The organism is Myxococcales bacterium (genome assembly GCA_023898405.1).
Classification (GTDB): Bacteria; Myxococcota; UBA727; order UBA727; family JABDBI01.
In genome coordinates this window covers 1416430-1437458 of the sequence record CP060221.1, presented here as the reverse complement: position 1 = coordinate 1437458, position 21029 = coordinate 1416430, and the positions used below count along the sequence as shown (strand labels likewise).

Here is a 21029-nt window from a genome sequence, read left to right as displayed (position 1 = left end):
TTCCATAAAAATAGCGGATAGTGATAATAAATTTTGCTTTTTATCGCTGGGATAAAAATTTTTCACTACCGCTATACACAATCTCTATCGCCATCTTTTCTACGTTAATGAACCCAAAGAAACGCAAAAAATATTAGAAAAATTACTATCTTGGGAAAATTATTCAAGGCACACTTGTTAGCAGGGAAAATATCGATCCCATTTGCAGTAACAGCGTTCCAATCCATTCCTTAGAACTTGTCGCTCGATATTTGGATTTTTAAAATCTATATTAAGAGGCCATACAGACATGTTAAAACTTATAAGTTTATTACTCGCTATCGGCTTTGGAAGCATTTTATATTCTCAAAACTATCAGCATGAAATTCCATTATTTAACGGTGGCATTCGTTTATTTTCCATTAATGAAGCTAAAGTAAAAATAAGAAAACTTGTTGAAAAAGATTTATTTGGATTTGAATTTGTTTTTACGGGGATCGAATTCTCACAAGACACAAGCGCACAAAAAATATTGGAAGAATTAGTTGTGCAAAAAGGGCATTCCTTCTGTAAACGATTTTATTGTCATGAAAAAATACCGTGCATGACTGTAGCCAAAAGAAATTCGGAACTAATTCATTTTGAATCTCAATACAGAAACTCATCAGATTACCAATTGGATTGGGAAATAGATGAAGAAGAAATTTTTATAAAAAAAATTATATGCAGCACTGAAGCTGAAGAGATAAATGATTTGATAATGGTTGAAAAACCATTGTCAAATTCGCCAAAAGTCTCTCGTTCCTACTTAGGTTCTTGGTTTAGCAGGTCAGATCAAGGCCAAGATATATCTGTTCAATCGCAAGCTATTTCGCCTCTACGCTCATGGTGGTATCAAGCAAGTTCAGAACCAATAGTGCCTGAGCCCTCACCAAAAGTTCTTGAAAAGGCTCAACAAGATCAATCATCAGGAGAAAGCTATCTGACAACCTTGTGGGGATACAGCAAGGCTCTAGTTGGAACCTTTAAACCTGCGGTCGAAACCTTTATTGAGTCAAAAAAAGATGCTGACCTCTTGGATCCCAACACTTGGAATTTGTGGGGGCAAGTTTATGAGCTTGGTAAAATTTGGGCGGTTCAAGCTGCTGCCGCTGGAGTAGAAGCCTGGAAAAAAGAAGACAATGGAGTAGAGGATGAAAGAGAAAAAATATACTTAGACGACATTCTAAGAATGGCTGATGAATTAGTAAAAAATGAACGGCAGGATTTAACTGATAGTCAAGTCAGCATTCTAAGAAACCTTACTAATGAAGCCCGACTAGAACTCAATAAATTTAAAGAACAGAAATCAGCGAGCGTAAATCGTATGCTCTCTGCCGTAAGTCAGGCGATGCCCAATACACAATCCGAAGAGAAAATACAAGAAAAGAGCCCAAAAGAACAAAATCATGCTGGATATTCGCCAGATCCATTATTCGCACCAAATGTAACCAATTATCCTCGACATATTTCGGTATCATCTCTCAAGCAAAAATTTGCTCCACCTGCTAAATCTAAACTCACTATTCGCCAGGCTACCGCTTCCACTGAACAACTAAAGGCTGCCGGCCGCCCTACTCTGCTTGACCTTAAAGATGAAATATTTCTAAATATGCGTTTTGATTATTTACGACAGATATTGGAATTTCCTTTTCACAAATGGCCCATTCAGAAAGAGGCTATGAGACAGCGTAGAGAAATTATCGAAAAACGCGGATCCAGTGAATATGAAAATAAACTGTGGGCATTAGCTCAAAATGTGATGGATGACTCCAACGCTAAAGAGTCAAAAAGAACCCTAAAATATTTTTATGCTGAACCAGGAAATGGAAAAACCAGTGGCATAGAGGAAATGTTTACAGGGTGGTTAGATCTTCCTCTATGCAAAATAAATTATAGCGAAGTGTCTTCGAGAAATATGGAAAAATTTCCTGCGGTGACCGGCTATATAAGGCACAGAATTATCGACTGCCTCAAAACCGTTTTTATGGAAAAATCAAGCGGTGTAAAAATTCGTAATGGAGTTGTTTTACTAGATGATTTTGATCGAGTTTTACAAGGTGAGTTAGCCGCTAACTCAATGGAAAAAGTAAAAGATAGAGAAAATTTCTTTTTACTTTTGAAAGATCTTGGAGATCCTTCACAAAAAACTATTGATGCAAAACTTGAATTTGAACTTCGAAAAGATTTACAAAAAGTATTAGAATTTCCTGTACGAATATCTGATCTTTATTTTTTTATCACAGCAAATAGCCTGCCTGTTGAATTTGAAAAAGACAGCAAAAAATCAGAAATGATTAATACACTTTTATCTCGGATAGAAATTTATCAGGTTCCTTATGCTGACAGAAAACAGCGATTAACCATGCTGCTTGAAGCATGGAAACCCGTGGAAGAAGAACTAAATTCTGAAGCCAAGGGTGTATTTCTTATAAATCATGAACTGTGCGAACAATCCATTATGGCTATTGTAGAAAAGGATGGAGAAGCATTGGATAAAATGAATGGAAAAATGGGTGTTCGTGGGCTGATTGAGTTTTTTAAAAGATTTAAGGGAACCATACAGACACGCAAACTGCACCCCGATATCTGCAAGCTTGAAGGGAATTACCCAAGCGACAGCCCATTCAATATAATTCTCGAAGCCAAATCTATCGGAGAATACCAAAAGGAACAAACCACAAACCTCCGACAGGATGCATTTAATAATGAAGTAGGCGAATTTCTAAGAGAGATGGAAGAAGAAATTAGCAAAATTTCCGAATCTGATACAGCGCTTTTAGAATTACAAACACTTAAAGACAACACAAAAGCAATTGAGCTAAGGGAGCAATCTCTAGCACAAATACAAGAAATGATTACTGCGTTGAATCCACCAACTCCTATAATCATGGACGGTGATGAAAAACAAAGGATATCGAAAGCTATTAGTGAACAACTTTACTACTTAGGTGAACATAACCTACAAAATATTTTTGATATCGCTAATGCCGTTCTAAAAAACCTAACCTTCGGAGGAAACGAAAATTATCAAACTCCGTTGATATTTCTCAGACAAGACAGTGCAACCGATTTAGGGATTATTTCAAACCTGGCTGAAATTTTAAACATTCCTTACTGCAAAATAGATGGAAACATAGAATCACTTGCAGTAAAGACGCCCTTGATATGGAAAAAATATCAGACTGAAAAAAAGGAGGGGACGGTATATCTTAGGACAAGCAACAGCAATAATAATATTCCTGCTGCATGGGATGAAGTAAAAAAAATCTATACGGCCCATCACAGCAACAAAATTTATATTGCAACGACCCCTTACTCAGGAACAACTTATTATTCACTTGAAACAAATGACTTTGAATTAAGCAGGGTAACCTCAACCGACTCGAAGTGGATAGATCTCTGTGCGCGTCAGTTGAAAAAAGATCAACTCAAAAATCTTTCTCAAGTTTTGGTGTTGTTTGATCGCACTAAGATGAATAGCTTTAATGAAGAGTTAGCTGAAGCATTCATGGAAAGCCTGGAGGGATTAACAAGAAGAGAGTCAGGACAAAAAATTGATATGAGAAAATCATCCCTTGTAATAGGAATGAATACCAATAATCTAACCGACTTTCAGATGACAAAAATCGATAAATATGGCCAGGAAGAAAAATCAGTAAATATCAACATTCATCCGCTCAATACTCATGACCGCCTTCTATTTGCAGAGGCTTATTTAAAAATAAAGCTACAAAAAAGAATTCAAGAGCTCAATTTACGTTCTGCACCAGAGCTCAACCTCAGCGACCGAGTGGCATTACAATTTATTTCGTATTTAGATCTGAGTTCATACTGGCAAACCCAAGAAAAGCAGCAAAAAAACATTGTTATCGATCCTCTTAGAGAAATGCTAAATCATCTAAGCAGCAAAATTATCGCCAGAACAACCGCATTCTTAAGCCTTGAAAAAGAGCTCAAAAACTACACACACTTGTTTAATGAATACTTAGAAAAATGGAAAATTTATTACAATAAAGGTCATGCTTATTCTACCGACGCCCCTCAAGCATATGAATCTTATCAACAAAAAGATTTAGAAGCCGATAACTGGCAGGAAGTTATTTTGTCTTGGATAGAAAAAGACAAAGAAATTTATTTTGAACAAAAAAGGCGTGAGGAAGAAGAAAAACGCATTGCTGAAGAAAAACGTCTTGCTGAAGAGCAAAGAATTGCTGAAGAAAAACGTCTTGCCGAAGAGCAGAGAATTGCTGAAGAAAAACGTCTTGCCGAAGAAGAAAAAAATAAAGAGGAAAGCAATGAAGAGTGATGATGCTTGCTGAAAATTATTTTTAAAATAGTTTCCAAAGATTTTAAGAATATTTGTTGCAGAATTAAGCAGCCAATTCAAAAAGCCAAGAAATATACTTAATACTTTTTGGAGGATTCTTGATGCCATCCTTTAAAATTCTTGGTTTGTCGCCTTCCTTCTGCTTAAAATGGAATTTTGCTCTTGCTTTATTTTTTTTTAGCAGCCAAAAACTTATTTCTTTTGAAGAACCAAGTACAAAACTTATAGCCAATGAGTTCAGGAAAAAAAAACTCTTAAATGTTACTAAGATTTCTTCTGATCCTTACGCCAAACGATCATTGAAGCCAAAAGCTTCTACGGATCTTTGCGGCATTGTTTATGTAGAAGGAAAAACAAAATACATCACCAAAACTTATAAAAACTCTGAAGATCTTGATAAAGATCACGCTTATCTTACCCACCTTGGTAAATGCGGTACCTGCTCATCATTGCAGGATCTAGCCAGCTATATGACGCTGAAAGATATGACCACCCCATCAAGAAGATGTGCATTTCTCTCTTTCAGTGAAGTCTTAGGTGTTGATTGCTTTTTGAACTTTGGTTTTAGTCTTCCATGCGCAAAGACTTGGTATTACAACTCAAAAAATACGGCAAAAAAATGCCTTGGGGTTTGTCTACGAAGTCTGTTTAAAAGTGAGAACTACAACTTAAGCAATGGAAAACTTAATCCTTGTCTAGAATGTGACGAAAAAATATCGGGCCCTATTTTTAAAGAAATTGCAGGCCGAACTCGGAGAAACTCTGGCCTTGTATCAGCTATAGGTAGATCTCCTTGGGAAATCGCAAAAATACGTCACGACTATTATTAGAAAATTTCAATTCAATAATTCACAATAACCAGCTCTAAAGCTATGGATCTATCGTGCTTGTTTTATTGATGGAGATAAAAATACTGTTTTAAGATTTGACCAAAGAGTGGCTTCAATAACCAAAAAAATTAAAAACAACTCTGATTATCAATGATTTTCTACTATAAATTTTAAATTTATTTTTAACCAATTGCTAAGCCATATCGCTATTTTTCCCTACCGAGGGAAAATATGCGAAAAGTTTTTTTTATCTTTTATTTTTTTATTTTTGGTACAGCTTTTGCTCATGCCCAAAATGAATCTGATTTTGTACGTATTCAGTTAATAGGCATAAATGATTTTCACGGAAACCTTGAACCTCCCACCGGAAGTTTGGGTACTATTAACGGAATATCTGCAGGAGGTATCGAATACCTTGCAACTCATATTAAAAATCTCAAAGAGAATCAAAGGCATTCTTTAATCCTTTCAGCCGGAGACCTGTTCGGTGCCAGTCCACTTCTTTCAGCATTATTCGATGATAAACCAACAATAGAAGCGATGAATCTGCTTGGTCTTGATATCAATGCAATCGGAAATCACGAATTTGATAAGGGTTGGGAGAAGATGCAAAAATTAATTTTGGGTGAATGTAGTGGAAAAATGTGTGGGGAAAAAGACAAATTTGGCGGCGCTCAATTTGAAATGCTGGCATCAAATGTGATTATCGATAAAACAGGTAAAACACTGTTTCCCTCATACAGCGTTCGTCAATTTGGAGCTGTCAAAATTGCCATTGTCGGAGTTGTTTTAAAAGATGCTCCTAACGTTATAGCAAAGGATTCAATCGAGGGACTTACATTTAAAGATGAAGCGCAAACAGTTAATGCTTTAATTCCTGAGCTCAAGTCTCAAGGAGTAAGCACAATAATTCTTTTGATTCACGAAGGTGGATTTAATGCTGGAGATTATAATGGATGTAAAGGAATTTCTGGTCCAATCGTGAATATCGTTCAAAAGCTAGATGACGAAGTAGGAGTTGTTCTTAGTGGCCACACACATCAAGCCTATAATTGTAATATCAATGATAAAATTGTCACCAGCGCGGCATCTTACGGACGCCTTGTCACTGAAATTTTTATTGATGTCGATGTTGAAAGTGGACAATTAATACGCTCTGCAGCAGACAATATAGTTGTAACACGTACCGTCAAAAAAGATATTGAACAGTCAGCGCTGATTAAAAAATATCAATCGATGGCTGCTCCTATTACTCAAAAAATCGTCGGCACAATTCAAGAAAGCTTCACCAAACAAGTAAACAGAGCAGGTGAATCGACACTAGGAAAAATGATTGCCGATGCGCAACTCGAAACTACCAATAAATTATCAAAGCAAGAATCAAGCGTTGCCTTCGTAAATCCAGGAGGAATTCGTACCGATATCGTCTATGCTAGCAGCAGTAATAATGAAGGTGACGGAAAAGTAAACTTTGGTGAAGTCTATGCTGTTCAGCCTTTCGGAAATTCAATTATTAGCATGATGCTTAGTGGGCAGCAAATAGTCGATATTTTAGAACAACAATTTGTTGGCTGTGGCGCAAGCAAAAAACGTGTTCTACAAGTTTCAAAAGGATTTAGCTATCAATACGATGAACGAGGCCCTGCATGTCATAAGGTTATTCCTTCAAGTATTTTCATCAACCAAAAAGCGCTTGTTCTCGAAGAAAATTATAGAGTTTGTGCCAACAGTTTTCTTGCTGATGGTGGTGATGGATTCAGCGGATTCAATAAGGGATGGGATAAAACTATCGGTGTACTCGATATCGATGCATTAGCTAACTACCTTGAGTCTCATCCAAATTTATCGACGCAACAACAAGGATCAAGAGTTAGCGTTGTTGAACATTAAATAAGAGTTAACCTAAAGAATAGTTTAGACCGAATTTTAACTTGACAATCGGTCTAAATAAAATTTTTTAAATCAGCACCAAAAGTATTGCACTGAATTCTTTTCGCTATTCTCTAGACATGTGGCAATAAGATAATTTTCAAAGCTATGAAAAACAACTTTATGAGAATAATCTTTTATTCCAATAAGAAACTCCTTTGCCTGATTATCAACTTTTATTTTCTTCATTGACACCATCAATCCATTGCCATTTATTTTTACAAAAGATTCTCTAGCCGTCCATGAGCGATAAAAATCCATCAGACTCACTATGGGCTCAATAAAATATTTATCGCTGATCCGTTTAATAAATTCTCGTTCTTTGACAAACTCAACATCTACCCCAATAGGCTCTGCAAAGCTCAAGGCAACAACTAAAACATCATATGAGTGAGATATGCTAATATAGAGTTCTCTATCGTGACTGCTTTTTATATAGGGTTTACCATTTGTTTTTTTTTCTAAACTGAAATCATAACTCGTCAAATATTTTTTTATTATAGAAAGTATTTTTTTATTTTTATTTACTGATTTTTCACTGCAATTAATTATCCAAACGTGAATTTGCTTAGTATTGATAAATTGATTTTTAATTTCATCGGTTAACGACAAAGATATTTTTTTCATTTAAATTATTTTAACTTTCAGATAACTTTGGTCTTTTGATAATGATTTCAATATGCTTTTTAAATCTACATTATCTATTTTTATTTTCGTTAATTCTTCTAAAGATAAGGGATGTATTTGTTTTTCAATTCGACTTTGTAACTTTTCAGACCACCAGGGTTTTGTAATGGTTTTTATTTCTTCATTTAAATTTACCTCTATCGAAGTTGAGATATTTTTTTGAGTAAAAAATAGATTAGCCGATTTTTTTTTGGGGAAAAATTTATCGGCTTTTGTTCTAGGAGCAAAAAAATTTTTTTTTGTTGCTGGCGACAACACACTTGTATTAAAAATATGTGTTTGCGTATTAGTCTTCACTCTTACCTCTTACAGATATTAGTATGTTTTATTTTTTTATCCTTACTATATCGCCATGAGTTATTTGTTCTTGGTCATCAAATTTTATCCAATAAATAAAATTAATTTCATTTTTAGTTGATCGGGAAGAAAACAATTGAGCATGGAAATATTTTAGCCCCACTTCAATACCAGGTTTACTTTGCCACGATTTATTTTTTAGGCGATTAGCACAGAAAAGATAGCCCTTATCGACGATCATTTTTTTTCCAGCCTGAGTAGGGATAATAAATTGTTTGGCTGGATTTTCTTTAAAGTGAGTGAAAATGTAATTATGAAGATCTCTTGCGCTCAAATTTTGGTCAGGGAAAATACTAATAATTTTATTATCAATCTGATCGCTCTGAGTTGCGTCAAAGCTCAGCATACATTTTTGGTAGGTCGGATCCAGCAAACTAGAGTGAGCCTTCTTATCTGGCGTCACAGCTTTCAACTGCCAGCTATCATTTTTATGTAGAGCAACTCTTACATTGGGGTTGGCAACATCTGCGGCAAGTTTAAAAAAATTTCTCGATTCAATAAGAGCACAATCCTTTTTTAAAGTTCTTCTTACACGGCTGCCGGATTCTTTTAGAGATTTTGACATCGCCTCTTCCCACAAAAGCTGAAGTATTCAAGCCTTGAAACCAGCCAAAGACAAGTAATCATCCATTGGCATCTCAAATTGGGAAAAAAATTTTCAAGCCGTGTATAAAAAATTTTGCCCTACAACCTCTAATTTATGTTTTTTTAGCTCTTTAAAAAACTAATCCAATGTAGGTTTGCAGGGTTTGAGCAACCTTAGCCTCACCGAAAATTTTCATATCTTTTGGTGTAATTTCTGCTGAATTTTTATGATTGAGCCCCTTGAGGGGGAACAATATTCCATAGGCTAAAGAAAAGTAAAAACCACTTTCTGTTCTAATAAAAGCTGACGTATCAGACTCGATTCCTAAAAAATGCGAATCTCCACTGGTATTGGCCTTGTTATAAGCGAATGAGCTAATGATATCGCTACGAATGCCAAAGTTACGATTAAAAAAGTATGCCAAATGAGGTTTCACATAAAAAGTTCCTGAAACTGTACCAAGAACTTCACGATACAAGAGTAAATCTAGGGTATAGCCTGGATTAAAAGTAAAATCGGTTTTGAAGTCAGTTGATGTATGCGGTTTTTTTCCTCTCACACCAAAACCTAAACCAGGACCTGATGAAGCCCAACCGGCATCAAGACCCAACTGAAGTCGATCACTGATAAAACCATACTTCGATTCAATGGCTGCTCCTCCGCTCAACATCCATACATCCGATTTGCTAACGTTATTTCCCGCGCTATCCTTTGCCAGTAAATCAGTATCTTTTTCTCCAATTTGGTACTTACCCCAAACACCTGCAAACTCCATTTCCAAATGAAAGGTTCCAACTGACAAGGCTGACCATAAGGATAAAAGTCCAACATTTGCATCACGTTCAACTACAAGCGATTGAGCATTATTGCCATCAACTTTTGGATTCTGATATTGAGAGTCAAGTTTTTGCTTGCGGTAAGATGCAAAAATTCCATAGTTAAAAATAGTGCTGCCCTCTTCAAGCTTTTGATGGACAACAAAATCGGAGTGTCTCTTTAAAAGACTCAGACTAAAAACATGAGTTGTACTATTGGACTCAAGAGGATAACGAGCTCCAAGCTCTGGCATCAAGAAATAATTGGGATGATTTAAAGCCGTCTGTCCTAATCCACCACCACGCGCATTAGGGCCTGTATATGCAAAGAAATATCCAGGGCTTAGGTAATGATCAAAAACTTTGGTGCTAAATAAAAATCCATCCACCTGATCGCCGTAGTCAGAATCAATACCATTACCACCGTGGTACAAAAGTCCTAAACCCCAATGAAAAGGCATACGCCCAAAACGAAACTCCCCTATAGGAAAGCTTGCCTCTCCCCACACACGCTTAACTCTTATGGCATCATCGAGAGTATTGACTCCTAGCATAGGAGTGCTTTGCGACATAGACATCATGGCGATAGGATTGCTTGGATTAAAAGACATGCCAGCCATATAAGAAGGCGTTGAACCCATGACCATATTATCTAAAATATCCAATGTAGCCTTAACTCTGATTGTTTCTGAAATATTAATAGTTGGAACAAGTCGCAGTCTCATATTGGCGCTAAAATTATTTTGAGCAGGATTTGCCTCTGAATCGCTTGAGGAATCGTAGCCCCTTAGATTTGGCAAAAACATTGAAGTTCCTCTGCCAAGACTAGTGATATAAGTGCCTAAATGAGGATTTCTAAAATAATTAAGCCTGGTTCTTAAATAGCCAGATAATTCAAGAGCGTTTAAAAATCGAGAAAAACCCCTGTTGGCTGCTGTATCACTAAAAAAATCTGCCCTGATATTTTGATTTTCAAAATTAATAACCTTTGAAGGTTCCTCATTAACTTTAGACTCTTCATAAGCTTGCTCTTCAGGTGGCAATTCGGGCACAGGAATATTTTCATCAGAATATAAAGAGACATTCACAAAACTTAGGAAAAAAAATAATTTTAGAATGTGTGCGCGAAAAAAAGCCATGTTGAGTCCTTACCGCAAATTTACTGTCGCGTTTTTCCTCCTATCCGCAAAACACTCACCCGTAAAGAATTAATTGAGATAAATTTATGAAAAAGAGTATGCCTAAAAGCTATTAGCAACAACTTTTGATGCTTAAAGTCGAACAGTAATTCAACGAATAAACACTGCAAATTTACTCCAAAGGATTAGATAAATATGATCAACAATCCACAATTGCTAGCTTCATATAAAAAAGGTGAAAAATCGGCATTTCTTATTCTATATAAAAACCACTCCTCTCCCTTAAAAAAATTTCTTCATGGAGGTTTTAGTTTTTCCTCCCAGGGGCGTTTGTACCGTTTTCGTGGCGTTGATCCATCAATGGATATTGATGCTATTGTGCAAGAAACTTTTACCCGGGCTTTTATGCCATCTACACGGATCAATTATGATGGTATCCGCCCATTTCAAACCTATCTTTTCTCCATCGCAAAAAATTTAGTATTGCGTGAGTGCCACCATAGAGATCGACTGATCAATGTTGAAAGAGTTGAAGATACCCCTGAACCTGTAGGGAACTACCCATTTTGTTCCCGAGAAAATTATGGTGAAAGCCCTGAAACACACATGCAAAATTTGCAACTTAAGGAATTGACCGACAGATTTATCGGCCGTCTCAACAGTGAGGAAAAGCAATTTTTCTCCTTGCGTTTTTCTCAAGGAAACACCCAAGAGGGGAGTGCAAAATTAATGAATACCACCAGAGCGCGAATTAAATTGCTTGAGAAAAATCTGCGTAAGCAATTTTTGGATCTACTTAAAAAAAATGGCTATCTGGTAGATCACAAATTAAATCCGCGCTGGAAAAGAAAACTCAACGAACAAAGCAAAGCAGCCTAAGCATTTAGACTGTTTTGAAGGTATTTTTAAGATTTTTTTTGGGTGATGAACAAAAAATTTGCAGTTCATATCCTGCATATTGGCAAAAATTTCGTTGCTCATCTGGGATAAATAAACTAAAAAGTTTACTTAATTACTTTTAAAACAGTCGCTTAGATCGTTTAAAACTTTCAGCCATTCAGGAAATACCTGAGCTACGTCTTGAGCGATATCTCTGGGAACCACGGCATGAGTTAAACCATGGTTTGACATGTAGGCAATAACCCCTAAAACGCCATTTTTTATTTGTTCGACTACTTCTTTCTTTAGTGTAAGCCAGGTTATTTGACCATCTTTAGCTGGAATAAAAAATTTTTCACAATCAAGAGAAATATCACTGGCTCGGTCACAGCGATTTAAATCTACCCACTTTCTAATAATCGCATACTGCTGGTTTTTATCAGATGATTTTAGCTGCATTAGGGTTTTTCTGCGCTCTTTTTCATCAAAATCTACTTCAGCAACATTTTTATTCTCTTTGCCATGATTTTTTTTTGGTTTCTCTTGGTCAATTTTTTGTATTTGTTCTTTAGTGACCAAACCTTTTTCAAGTAGTTTAGCTTTTAAATCAAACATAACTCATTCTTTACATTTAGGTTTTAGCTCTATTTAACGGTTTAAAATTTGATGTCAACGGCACTACAGCCTACTATTACATAGTTCATATCAGCAAAGATTTTAATAAGAATATTGTTTCCCAATTGACCTAAGCCCTTTATATAATCATCTAATAGTATGTAGATGGGACAAATCCTTGCTATAACGTCTTTACCAGTAACCAAGTAAAAATATGACCACAGTAAAAAAATCACTCTATCTGCCTTTTCTTGCCTTGGCCGCCTTATCGATAATGCTTACTCATTATTTTTTGAAAAATAGATTTAATGAGACTAAAGCTGAAACTCAAGAACTGATCTTAGCAACCACCATTTATCCGCTTTTCGATATGACACGCAGTGTCGCTGGATCTAATGCCCAGGTTATCAATATCTTACCTCCTGGATCTTCGCCTCATCTTTTTGAATTTTCTCCAAGCAAAATAAAGGAGATGCAAAACGTAAAATTAATCTTTGCTTTGGGGCATGGACTCGATACATGGGCTTCTCGGATATCACAAACGATCGGTAACATTGATGTAGTGCTCGTGGACAAAGATGTTGATTTACGAAAATATCCTAATGGAGCAGTGGACCCACATTATTGGCTAAGCATGCAGGCTGCCCAAAAAATGGTTGATAACATCGCTCATACCTTGGCGCAAAGAGATCCTGAACATGCTGATGGCTATATAGAAAATGCTCACCTGTACAAAATAAAGCTTGAAAAAGCTCAAGAGAGATTTGTTGTATCATTAAAAGATGTTAAAGATGCGGCATTTTTAACCCTACACGATGCATGGTTTTACTTTGCCCGTGATTTACACCTTTCATTGGCGGGGAGCTTTGAAACAGCTGGAGGAGAGGAGCCTACCATACGCTACTTAAATGATCTGGGAAAAAAAATTCATGACCAACGCATTCACGTTATTTTCACAGAGCCACAACTATCTTTAGCTGCGCTCAAGAGTTTTGCAAAAGATCATCATTTAACAATAGCTGAGCTTGACCCTATCGGAGGAAGTGTTGGTCGAATGACCTACCTAGATCTTATGGAATACAATGTACTCACTTTAAAAAACACCTTGTTGAATACTAAACATGAATAAAATAGACGCAGTTTGTGCCAAAAATTTATGGGTGTCATTTGGCAGCAACGATGTCCTCCATGATTTAAGTTTTTCCATTAATCAGGGTGATATTGCAGCCATCATTGGGCCAAATGGTTCAGGAAAGACCACACTTCTAAAGGCTATTTTAGGCTTAATCCCTATAAAAAAAGGCTCCATAAAAATTTTGGGAAAAGCAATTAAAGATGCTCGTAAAGAAATCGCTTACGTGCCCCAACGTTTTAATTTTGATCGTAGCTTCCCGCTCACAGTCCTAGAGTTTTTGCAACTCTCTCATCCCAACTGCTCGAAAGAAAAAATTATTCGTTACCTCGATCATCTCGGCAGCGCCAATACTATTCACAAAAAACTAGGGGACCTCTCAGGAGGACAACTTCAACGTGTACTGATCGAAAGAGCGATGCTCTCTGACCCAAAAATTCTTTTTTTAGATGAGCCATCCGCGGGTATTGATGTTGGCGGCGAGCATAGTTTTTATGAGCTTATTCTTCATCTTCATAAAGAGCACAAGAGTACTGTCATCATGGTCTCTCATGAGCTGGATGTAGTGGCTAGTTTTGCTAACTTTGTTTTATGTCTGAAGGGTAATCTTATTTGCACAGGAAAACCGCAGCATGTTCTCACTGAGCAGACCATTAAAAGTCTTTTCGGAAAAGAGACTGTACTCTACCATCACCGGAATCAGTAACTATGGAATTACTAGCTATTTTTGAACTTCCCTTCATGCAAAGAGCATTAATGGCTGGAGTAGCATTGGGATTTATTTTGCCCTTCTTTGGTGTTTTTGTCACGCTGAGACGAATGTCCTTTTTTGGTGATGGCATCGCCCATGCGACTCTTTCAGGTGTTGCTATCGCGGTGGTTTTAGAGCTCAGTCCATTTCCAGTGGCACTTATTATCGGGGCTCTGTTCGGCATACTCATCTACGTGCTTGAAAAAAAAACCAATATCTCCTCGGATGCACTGGTAGGAGTACTTTTTACTGGGGCTTTAGCCTTTGGCATTGCCTTAATGAGTCGCCAACAAGGCTATCAACCAGAACTTATCAGTTTTATGTTTGGCAGCATACTTTCCATTCAAAGCACAGACTTAACTATCATTCTTGTCTTTTCACTGATCATTGTTGCAAGCCTGATTATTCTTTACCGGGGGCTTACGCTCATTTCCATCGATAAAGAAAGCGCATGGGTTTTGGGAGTTCCCACTGAAGTTTTTGATTTTCTTTTTTATGTTTTGCTCAGCGTCACTATTGTGCTTGGAGTAAAACTTCTCGGCATTATTTTAGTAAGCGCTCTTTTGATTATCCCTCCCACTTTATCCAAAATGCTCGCGTCTTCATTCAAGTCGCTGATCGTTCTAAGCATTATCGCTGGTGAATTCTTTGTAGTATCAGGCCTCTTTCTTTCTTATTTCTTTGATCTTCCTTCTGGAGCAACTATCATCTTAGTCGGAGTCATGAGTTTCTTAATAACTGCACTATGGCGTATGTTTGTTAAATAATTTTAGACAATAGAAAGCAAAATTATTTAAATTGAAAATACATCTTAAAAAAACAGGAAAACGTCATGATCAAAGTTTTAGAAAGTCCTTCTCCAGATATTCTGGCATTTGAAGGTGTGGGAAAAATAACCAAAGATGATTACCAGCAAGTGATTAATCCTGCCATAGAAAAAGCCTATCAAGAAGGAAAAAAAATACGTTTTCTTTATTATCTTGGGGAAGATTTCGAAGAATTTTCTCTGGCTGGTGCTTGGGAAGATTTTAAAATTGGCGCTCGTTATTTAAGCCTCTTTGAGCGTTGTGCGATCGTGAGTGATAAATCTTGGATTCGAAATGTCAGCAAATTTGTGGGATCGTTTTTTTCATGCGAAGTAAAAGTATTTAAAAGCAAAGAACTTAACTCTGCCATGGCATGGCTCAACTCTGGAGCAATAGCGCTAGAACATCATTTGGATTACAATAAAAAAATTCTTTTGGTAAGTATTTCAGGCCCGTTACGCGCCGATAGTTTTGATATATTGTCCCAGACTGTAGACCCCTGGCTACAAGAAGGTAACCAACTTAATGGAATTGTAATTCACGCTCACAAATTTCCTGGGTGGGAGAACTTAGGAGCACTTTTTCGCCACATCAAATTTATCAAAAATCATCACAAAAAAGTTCATCGCATTGCCATCTGTGCTGACGGAGCTATGTCTTCTCTAGTGCCCAACATCGCCAAACATTTTGTCAAAGCACAAGTAAAACATTTTGAATCAAAGGAGCTCGAGCAAGCTAAAAAATGGGCTGCACAACTGACATGAAACTGCCTTTATTTAAATTATTTTGCTTTCATGAGTGCTTTTTCTAAACCCGCCTTATCTAAAGGACGGTAAAAATAAAAACCCTGGGCGAGACTCAGCCCTAAATTTAAAACTTCGAGCCATTCTTGTTCGGTCTCGACATTTTCTACCACAGCCTGAATTGCAAATGATTGAGCAAGAGCATGAACATTTTTGATAATCTTTTGCTTAATCTCACTGTTTTGCGCTCCTTTAATGAAGCGACCAGATATTTTTAAAATATCTGGCTTGGTAATTTCCAAAAGACTCAGGTTCGAAATACCAGAACCAAAATCATCAAGCGCTATTTTAACGCCCATATTTTTAAGTATTTGACATTGCTGCTCAATTTCGTATTCAGAAATTGTGCAATGCTGTTCGGTTATTTCCACAACTACGCGATTGGGATCTAGGTTATTCTTTTTCAACTCTTCTTTGAGCCACGGATAAAAATTAGTGCTCGTAAGAGTCTGCGGACGAACATTGACAAATATCAAAAGACTATCGATTTTAGGAGCAAGGCTTAAGGCTTGGGATAGACAAATTCGATCGTATTTTGTCAACTCTTGCTTTTCTTGAGCGTAGTTAAATAAAAAATCTGGCGCAAATTGATGATTGTTAAAACGAACACGCGTCAAACACTCGTAGCCGATAATTTTATGATCTTTTTGAGTGCCCATTACGATAGGCTGAAAAAAATTCTGTAGCTCCCCATTCTTGAACATGGTTTTGAGCAAAGGAAAGTAGTGATGTGAGCTTGAGCGTGTGCCCATCAAGAGCTCTGGCTTAACTATTTCAAACTTGATGTGAGGGTGCATCTCACTTATGAGTTTTTGATATTTTGGAGCAAAAGAGCGAGTATCAGCGACAACACTGTGATCTAAGAACACGATATCAAGTGAATCTCCTAACAAAAAAGCGTAGAGCGCTTCGATTTCATGAAACCAATAAATAGCAGCGCCATTAAACTTTTTTGGGCTAGGAAGCTCCTTAGTGACATAAGCTATTTTGCAGTCCACCGGTTTTTCTCCCTTGAGCTTTTATTATCCACTATGCGCAGTTATCAGCGAAAAGAAAGACTTATAAAGCAATTTATAACCCAAGTGGACTTTTTAATTACTTTTTAAGCTCAACTTAATTGGGACATTTTTTTACGCTCCCCTACTTCCATAAAGCTCAAGAAGCATATCCATCAGTAATATTTTTTATCGATCATGAAAAATAATTACCGTCATTTGAGAAAAATCATAGCGAGAAAAGTTTCGAGATTCTTTTTCGAGTAAGTCATGAGAATTAAAAATTAATTTTGTAAACTGCATTGAGAAAAAGGAATCAGACTATAAAATGGCCCGGTAACTTATTTATCATTATAAATCAGCAATGAAACATATTTCCCTAAAATCAACTTATGAAAATTTTTATACGAGCCAAAAAAAAATCTCTGATCAACTGCCCAGTGTACTCAAAAAATACCAAGTAAATTCTTTCTTAAAGCCAATCCCCTTGCATCAACAAGCTCCCTTGGCTCTTATTAAATCCTTTATCGCCAAAAAAAATCGCCCGCTTATCCTTGATTCTTGCTGTGGTACAGGGCTGAGTACAAAAAATCTTGCTCACCTTTACTCCGACCACATTGTTATCGGCATTGATAAATCTCAAGCCCGCTTAAGCAGGGCACCTTCTCTTCCCAGTAACTGCCTGCTTGTACGAGCAGATATAGTCGATATGTGGCGTCTTTTGCTTGCTGAAAGAATTATTTTTGATAAGCATTTTATGTTTTATCCTAATCCCTGGCCCAAAAGCGGGCATCTCAAACGAAGGTTTTATGCTCATCCAAGCTTTTTGCACATGCTTAAACTGGCACCTTATTTTGAGCTGCGCAGCAATTGGAAAATTTTTATCGATGAAGCTAAACTTGCCTTTGAATTCCATGGCTTGAAAGTTTGTGAACAAGAGTATGAAATTAGCACTCCCATCAGCCTTTTCGAAAAAAAATATCAAGAATCTCAATGTTGCGTCTATCAGCTGAAGGCTCAGAATCCCTTACAACAAAAAAATTAGGCAAAGCGCTTTGTTGTACGAGCTTGATTTAAAGATCAAAAACTTCTCCAAGCTTGGGCATTTCTAAGGTGGTGGAATTCAATTTTAGCGCCAACTCTTTCATTGCATCTTCGTCACCGTGAACCAAAAAAGTTTTTTTGGCCGAAGTGCTCCTATGCCAGTTGATAAGTTCTTCTTGATCAGCATGGGCAGAAAACCCGCTGATTGTATGAATTTGGGCCTCAATACTAAGCTCATCACCAAATAATTTTACCGACTTGTGACCATCAATAATATAACGAGCGAGTGTTCCTATGGCTGCATATCCCACAAATAAAATGCTGCATTCTTTTCGTGCGATATTATTTCTCAAGTGGTGTCGTATACGACCTCCAGTGCACATGCCCGATCCTGCCATAATTATGGCGCCATTTTTAATTTCATTGATGGCAATAGAGTCTGCTGTTTCTCTCGTAAAATTAAGATCTGGAAGCAAAAACGGATCGATTCCTTGATGAAATAATTGTTTTATTTTTTGATTAAAACACTCCGGATGATGTTCAAAAATCTGTGTTGCAGAAATAGCCATAGGAGAGTCAAGAAACACTTTTGGATGAACCGCCAATTTCTTCGTTTCTAATCCTTCTCTAAGAAAATAAAGAAGCTCTTGTGCGCGTTCTAGAGCAAAAGTGGGAATGATAACATTACCACCTCTTTTAAAGGTATCGCTCACGATCTTGTACAAGTCATCTATTGAGTCGTCTAAGCACTTATGATTTCTGTTGCCATATGTGCTTTCCATCACAACAATATCCACTTGAGCGGTCTGGGGATTTTTTAGTAAAGGTCTATCTTTGTTACCAATGTCACCAGAAAATAGTATGCGGCGTTTTTTTTCTTTTTCTTTGAGCTCTAACAAAATGCTGGCAGCACCCAAAATATGTCCTGCATCCAAAAAGAAAGCTTTGATTCCATCGGCCAAAGCAAGAGCTTCGTTAAAGTGTGCATGTCGCCCAAAATATTCAAGTGAATTCAACGCATCAAGAGTAGTGTAAAGAGGAACTGCATCGGCTGACTCACCACGGGAGTTGGCTTTTTTATTTCTGTAATATGCGTCTTCTTCATGAAGATGTGCAGCATCAAGTAACACAATGCGAGCGAGTTCCTTAGATGCCCACGTGGCAATAATCTCTCCCTTAAAACCTTGTTTTACAAGCAGAGGAATACGGCCACAATGATCCAAGTGAGCATGGGTCAGCAGTAAAAAATCTATTGTAGCGGGATCAAAGCCCAAAGGTGTTGAATTTTCTTGATCGAGTTCTTTGCTTCCTTGATAAAGTCCACAATCTATCAGTATGCGCTTACTACCACATTCAATAAGATGACAAGATCCAGTAACACTTCTATCTGCACCGTGAAAAGAAAGCTTCATTAATCTTCCTCGCTCGTGTTTCTTTTATTGAGGAATTGGAAACCGTGTCCCATATTTTTTGAAACAAAATTAATCTCTCAATAGTAGATATATTAACAAGCTGTGTCGCAAGTAAAAATTTTTGACTTCATTAGTTTAAATTGAGTGCTGACCTATACTAGTGAAGTCAAAGATTCTTACGGCAAGCTAAGGAGATACAACCATTGCACAATTAACTGCATATATTTTACAGCGTGTTCTTCATGTACAAATGCGCTTAAAAAATCTGGCATTCTATTTAGCCAGACGTCCCGTTTTGCAAGTTGTTCCCTATTGGCTTGCTGCTACCTTGGTCGGGCTCTTGGCTGTTTTATACGCAAATGTATTTGATCTTTGTTGCTCAATTGTTTTAGAAATTTTTTCGAGCAATCAATATCTGCTGCTTGCCTTATCACCAGTGTGTTTTTTTCTGGCTTGGTTTTTGGTTAAAAAATTTGCTCCTCATGCTGCAGGAAGCGGAATTCCACAGGTGATGGCTGCCATAGAATGCGGCTCTACGCATCAAAACCGTTTTGTAAAAAAAGTTTTAGGCCTGAAAACTGCTCTCATAAAAATTGCAAGTTCTCTTCTTTGTATCTTAGGAGGCGGTGCCATTGGTCGAGAAGGACCAACAATTCAGATATCGGCTACAATTTTTTATTTTTTAGGTACAAAGGCCAATAAGATATGGCCAGGACTCAGCCATCGTCCTTTCATAGTAGCTGGAGGTGCTGCAGGGGTAGCTGCAGCATTCAATACTCCGCTTGGCGGAATTATTTTTGCTATCGAAGAGCTCATGACCGCTCACTTTCACAATATTAAAACAGTGTTGATTTTTGCCGTTCTTGTGGCAGGACTCATAGCCCAATGGATTATGGGTCCTTATTTATATTTTGGTTTTCCAAGCGTGGCACCAGTGACTTTTTCTGCTGTACCTTTAGCGCTTTTGGTCGGCGCTCTCGGCGGATTTTTTGGAGCACTGTTTGGACATTTGCTTTTAGTTATCACACATAAAAAATCACAAAAATTAAAAAAGAGTTCTTCTGCGGCGCTTTTCGCTCTGGCATCTGGGGTGGTCATTGCTATTATCGCTATCGTTTTTGGATCTACATGCATTGGTCCTGGCAAGCAAATCATCACTGGTTTTCTTTTTCATGAACAAACAGCCACGTGGGGAATGATAATCGGACGTTTTATTTCGAGTATTGTGTCCTACATTTCAGGTTGTGCTGGTGGAATTTTTGCGCCTTCCCTCGCTATAGGTGGAGCTCTTGGCTCCAAACTTGCCCAGCTTGCGCATTCACCCGACACCAATCTGATGGTGCTTCTCGGCATGATCGCTTTTTTAACAGGCGTCACTCGAGCACCTTTTACAGCTTTTGTACTGGTTCTAGAGATGACCGACCGTCACTCAGCTATCACGCTCATGATGCTCTCTGCAGTGTGCGCTTATGGATCTTCGCGAATATTTGGAGCGCACTCATTTTATGATCACGCTAAAGCTTGGCTCTTGGAAGAAACTTCAGAAAGAGGACCAAAACTTCTCCCTCAAAAGGATCAAAAAAGCCCAGCCATGCTCATCAAAAAAAATTCCTAGACTAGCTTTTATTTAAGAGATTGAAACGAGCGGTTAAGAGGGACTTCACTGAGCCTGCTAAGCATCTTAGCAAAAATTTTTATTTTTTTCTCATCGCTTAAATCAGAGTCAACTTTTACTTCAAAACAAAAAATATCTAAGACATCAAGTTGATTTTCAAATCCACCAAATTTTTTCAATCATATTTTCCACATAAAATTATTAAATATAAAAAACAAAATACACTCTTTTTTTAATTTTAAAACAAACCATAAAACAATTTATTTCCAAACAATAATCTTAGAGA

General features: G+C 37.2%; 18 protein-coding genes. 10 read left to right on the top strand and 8 right to left on the bottom strand.

Annotated elements, in window-relative coordinates:
• Positions 1-289 precede the first annotated feature (289 nt).
• From H6731_06490 to H6731_06480, 3 genes are all read left to right on the top strand, one after another.
• The gene (locus H6731_06490) at positions 290-4327 is read left to right on the top strand and encodes a hypothetical protein (protein ID USN49925.1); all 4038 of its coding nucleotides are present in this window, start codon (positions 290-292) and stop codon (positions 4325-4327) included.
• A gap of 122 nt (positions 4328-4449) precedes the next feature.
• Positions 4450-5178, top strand: coding sequence for a hypothetical protein (locus H6731_06485; protein ID USN49924.1), 729 nt, complete (start codon positions 4450-4452; stop codon positions 5176-5178).
• A 231-nt stretch (positions 5179-5409) separates the two neighbouring features.
• Positions 5410-7068 carry a bifunctional metallophosphatase/5'-nucleotidase gene (locus tag H6731_06480; protein USN49923.1) on the top strand — a complete coding sequence of 553 codons (1659 nt, stop codon included), beginning with the start codon at positions 5410-5412 and terminating at the stop codon, positions 7066-7068.
• A 72-nt stretch (positions 7069-7140) separates the two neighbouring features.
• Here the strand turns inward: H6731_06480 and H6731_06475 are convergent, their stop codons facing one another.
• From H6731_06475 to H6731_06460, 4 genes are all read right to left on the bottom strand, one after another.
• The gene (locus H6731_06475; protein ID USN49922.1) at positions 7141-7734 is read right to left on the bottom strand and encodes a 4'-phosphopantetheinyl transferase superfamily protein; all 594 of its coding nucleotides are present in this window, start codon (positions 7732-7734) and stop codon (positions 7141-7143) included.
• Positions 7735-8091, bottom strand: a complete 357-nt coding sequence (locus H6731_06470; GenBank protein USN49921.1) for a hypothetical protein — start codon at positions 8089-8091, stop codon at positions 7735-7737. It lies immediately after the preceding gene.
• Positions 8092-8119: 28 nt separating this feature from the next.
• On the bottom strand, positions 8120-8716 hold the full coding sequence (locus H6731_06465; protein ID USN49920.1) for a hypothetical protein: 597 nt from the start codon (positions 8714-8716) through the stop codon (positions 8120-8122).
• 151 nt (positions 8717-8867) lie between these two features.
• Positions 8868-10691 carry a TIGR04551 family protein gene (locus H6731_06460; protein USN49919.1) on the bottom strand — a complete coding sequence of 608 codons (1824 nt, stop codon included), beginning with the start codon at positions 10689-10691 and terminating at the stop codon, positions 8868-8870.
• A gap of 195 nt (positions 10692-10886) precedes the next feature.
• On the opposite strand from H6731_06460, the gene H6731_06455 reads away from it, so the two are divergent.
• On the top strand, positions 10887-11570 hold the full coding sequence (locus tag H6731_06455) for a sigma-70 family RNA polymerase sigma factor (GenBank protein USN49918.1): 684 nt from the start codon (positions 10887-10889) through the stop codon (positions 11568-11570).
• Between the two features lie 129 nt (positions 11571-11699).
• Here the strand turns inward: H6731_06455 and H6731_06450 are convergent, their stop codons facing one another.
• A complete protein-coding gene (locus H6731_06450) occupies positions 11700-12185 on the bottom strand; it encodes a DUF2058 family protein (protein USN49917.1) in 486 nt (161 codons plus the stop codon).
• A 214-nt stretch (positions 12186-12399) separates the two neighbouring features.
• Between H6731_06450 and H6731_06445 the strand changes: the two genes are divergently transcribed.
• The 4 genes from H6731_06445 to H6731_06430 all read left to right on the top strand — a co-directional run bounded on the left by H6731_06445 (position 12400) and on the right by H6731_06430 (position 15638).
• Positions 12400-13314, top strand: coding sequence for a zinc ABC transporter substrate-binding protein (locus H6731_06445; protein USN49916.1), 915 nt, complete (start codon positions 12400-12402; stop codon positions 13312-13314).
• Complete coding sequence (locus tag H6731_06440; protein ID USN49915.1) at positions 13307-14023, top strand: metal ABC transporter ATP-binding protein; 717 nt, start codon at positions 13307-13309, stop codon at positions 14021-14023. Before H6731_06445 ends, H6731_06440 begins: the two co-directional genes overlap by 8 nt.
• 2 nt (positions 14024-14025) lie before the next feature.
• On the top strand, positions 14026-14835 hold the full coding sequence (locus H6731_06435; GenBank protein ID USN49914.1) for a metal ABC transporter permease: 810 nt from the start codon (positions 14026-14028) through the stop codon (positions 14833-14835).
• Between the two features lie 65 nt (positions 14836-14900).
• Positions 14901-15638, top strand: coding sequence for an STAS/SEC14 domain-containing protein (locus H6731_06430; protein USN49913.1), 738 nt, complete (start codon positions 14901-14903; stop codon positions 15636-15638).
• Between the two features lie 17 nt (positions 15639-15655).
• On the opposite strand, the gene H6731_06425 is transcribed toward H6731_06430, so the two are convergent.
• Complete coding sequence (locus H6731_06425; protein ID USN49912.1) at positions 15656-16675, bottom strand: EAL domain-containing protein; 1020 nt, start codon at positions 16673-16675, stop codon at positions 15656-15658.
• 361 nt (positions 16676-17036) lie between these two features.
• Between H6731_06425 and H6731_06420 the strand changes: the two genes are divergently transcribed.
• Positions 17037-17717, top strand: coding sequence for an SAM-dependent methyltransferase (locus H6731_06420; protein USN49911.1), 681 nt, complete (start codon positions 17037-17039; stop codon positions 17715-17717).
• 28 nt (positions 17718-17745) lie between these two features.
• Here H6731_06420 and H6731_06415 read toward each other — a convergent pair whose 3' ends face one another.
• Positions 17746-19128, bottom strand: a complete 1383-nt coding sequence (locus tag H6731_06415; protein ID USN49910.1) for an MBL fold metallo-hydrolase — start codon at positions 19126-19128, stop codon at positions 17746-17748.
• Between the two features lie 250 nt (positions 19129-19378).
• On the opposite strand from H6731_06415, the gene H6731_06410 reads away from it, so the two are divergent.
• On the top strand, positions 19379-20743 hold the full coding sequence (locus H6731_06410; protein ID USN49909.1) for a chloride channel protein: 1365 nt from the start codon (positions 19379-19381) through the stop codon (positions 20741-20743).
• Positions 20744-20751: 8 nt separating this feature from the next.
• On the opposite strand, the gene H6731_06405 is transcribed toward H6731_06410, so the two are convergent.
• Positions 20752-20922, bottom strand: coding sequence for a hypothetical protein (locus H6731_06405; protein USN49908.1), 171 nt, complete (start codon positions 20920-20922; stop codon positions 20752-20754).
• Positions 20923-21029: the final 107 nt, after the last annotated feature.

Coding starts and splice junctions, on each gene's coding strand:
- H6731_06490 (USN49925.1), top strand. CDS start 290: ATGTTAAAACTTATAAGTTTATTACTCGCTATCGGCTTTGGAAGCATT.
- H6731_06485 (USN49924.1), top strand. CDS start 4,450: ATGCCATCCTTTAAAATTCTTGGTTTGTCGCCTTCCTTCTGCTTAAAA.
- H6731_06480 (USN49923.1), top strand. CDS start 5,410: ATGCGAAAAGTTTTTTTTATCTTTTATTTTTTTATTTTTGGTACAGCT.
- H6731_06475 (USN49922.1), bottom strand. CDS start 7,734: ATGAAAAAAATATCTTTGTCGTTAACCGATGAAATTAAAAATCAATTT.
- H6731_06465 (USN49920.1), bottom strand. CDS start 8,716: ATGTCAAAATCTCTAAAAGAATCCGGCAGCCGTGTAAGAAGAACTTTA.
- H6731_06460 (USN49919.1), bottom strand. CDS start 10,691: ATGGCTTTTTTTCGCGCACACATTCTAAAATTATTTTTTTTCCTAAGT.
- H6731_06455 (USN49918.1), top strand. CDS start 10,887: ATGATCAACAATCCACAATTGCTAGCTTCATATAAAAAAGGTGAAAAA.
- H6731_06450 (USN49917.1), bottom strand. CDS start 12,185: ATGTTTGATTTAAAAGCTAAACTACTTGAAAAAGGTTTGGTCACTAAA.
- H6731_06445 (USN49916.1), top strand. CDS start 12,400: ATGACCACAGTAAAAAAATCACTCTATCTGCCTTTTCTTGCCTTGGCC.
- H6731_06440 (USN49915.1), top strand. CDS start 13,307: ATGAATAAAATAGACGCAGTTTGTGCCAAAAATTTATGGGTGTCATTT.
- H6731_06435 (USN49914.1), top strand. CDS start 14,026: ATGGAATTACTAGCTATTTTTGAACTTCCCTTCATGCAAAGAGCATTA.
- H6731_06430 (USN49913.1), top strand. CDS start 14,901: ATGATCAAAGTTTTAGAAAGTCCTTCTCCAGATATTCTGGCATTTGAA.
- H6731_06420 (USN49911.1), top strand. CDS start 17,037: ATGAAACATATTTCCCTAAAATCAACTTATGAAAATTTTTATACGAGC.
- H6731_06415 (USN49910.1), bottom strand. CDS start 19,128: ATGAAGCTTTCTTTTCACGGTGCAGATAGAAGTGTTACTGGATCTTGT.
- H6731_06410 (USN49909.1), top strand. CDS start 19,379: ATGCGCTTAAAAAATCTGGCATTCTATTTAGCCAGACGTCCCGTTTTG.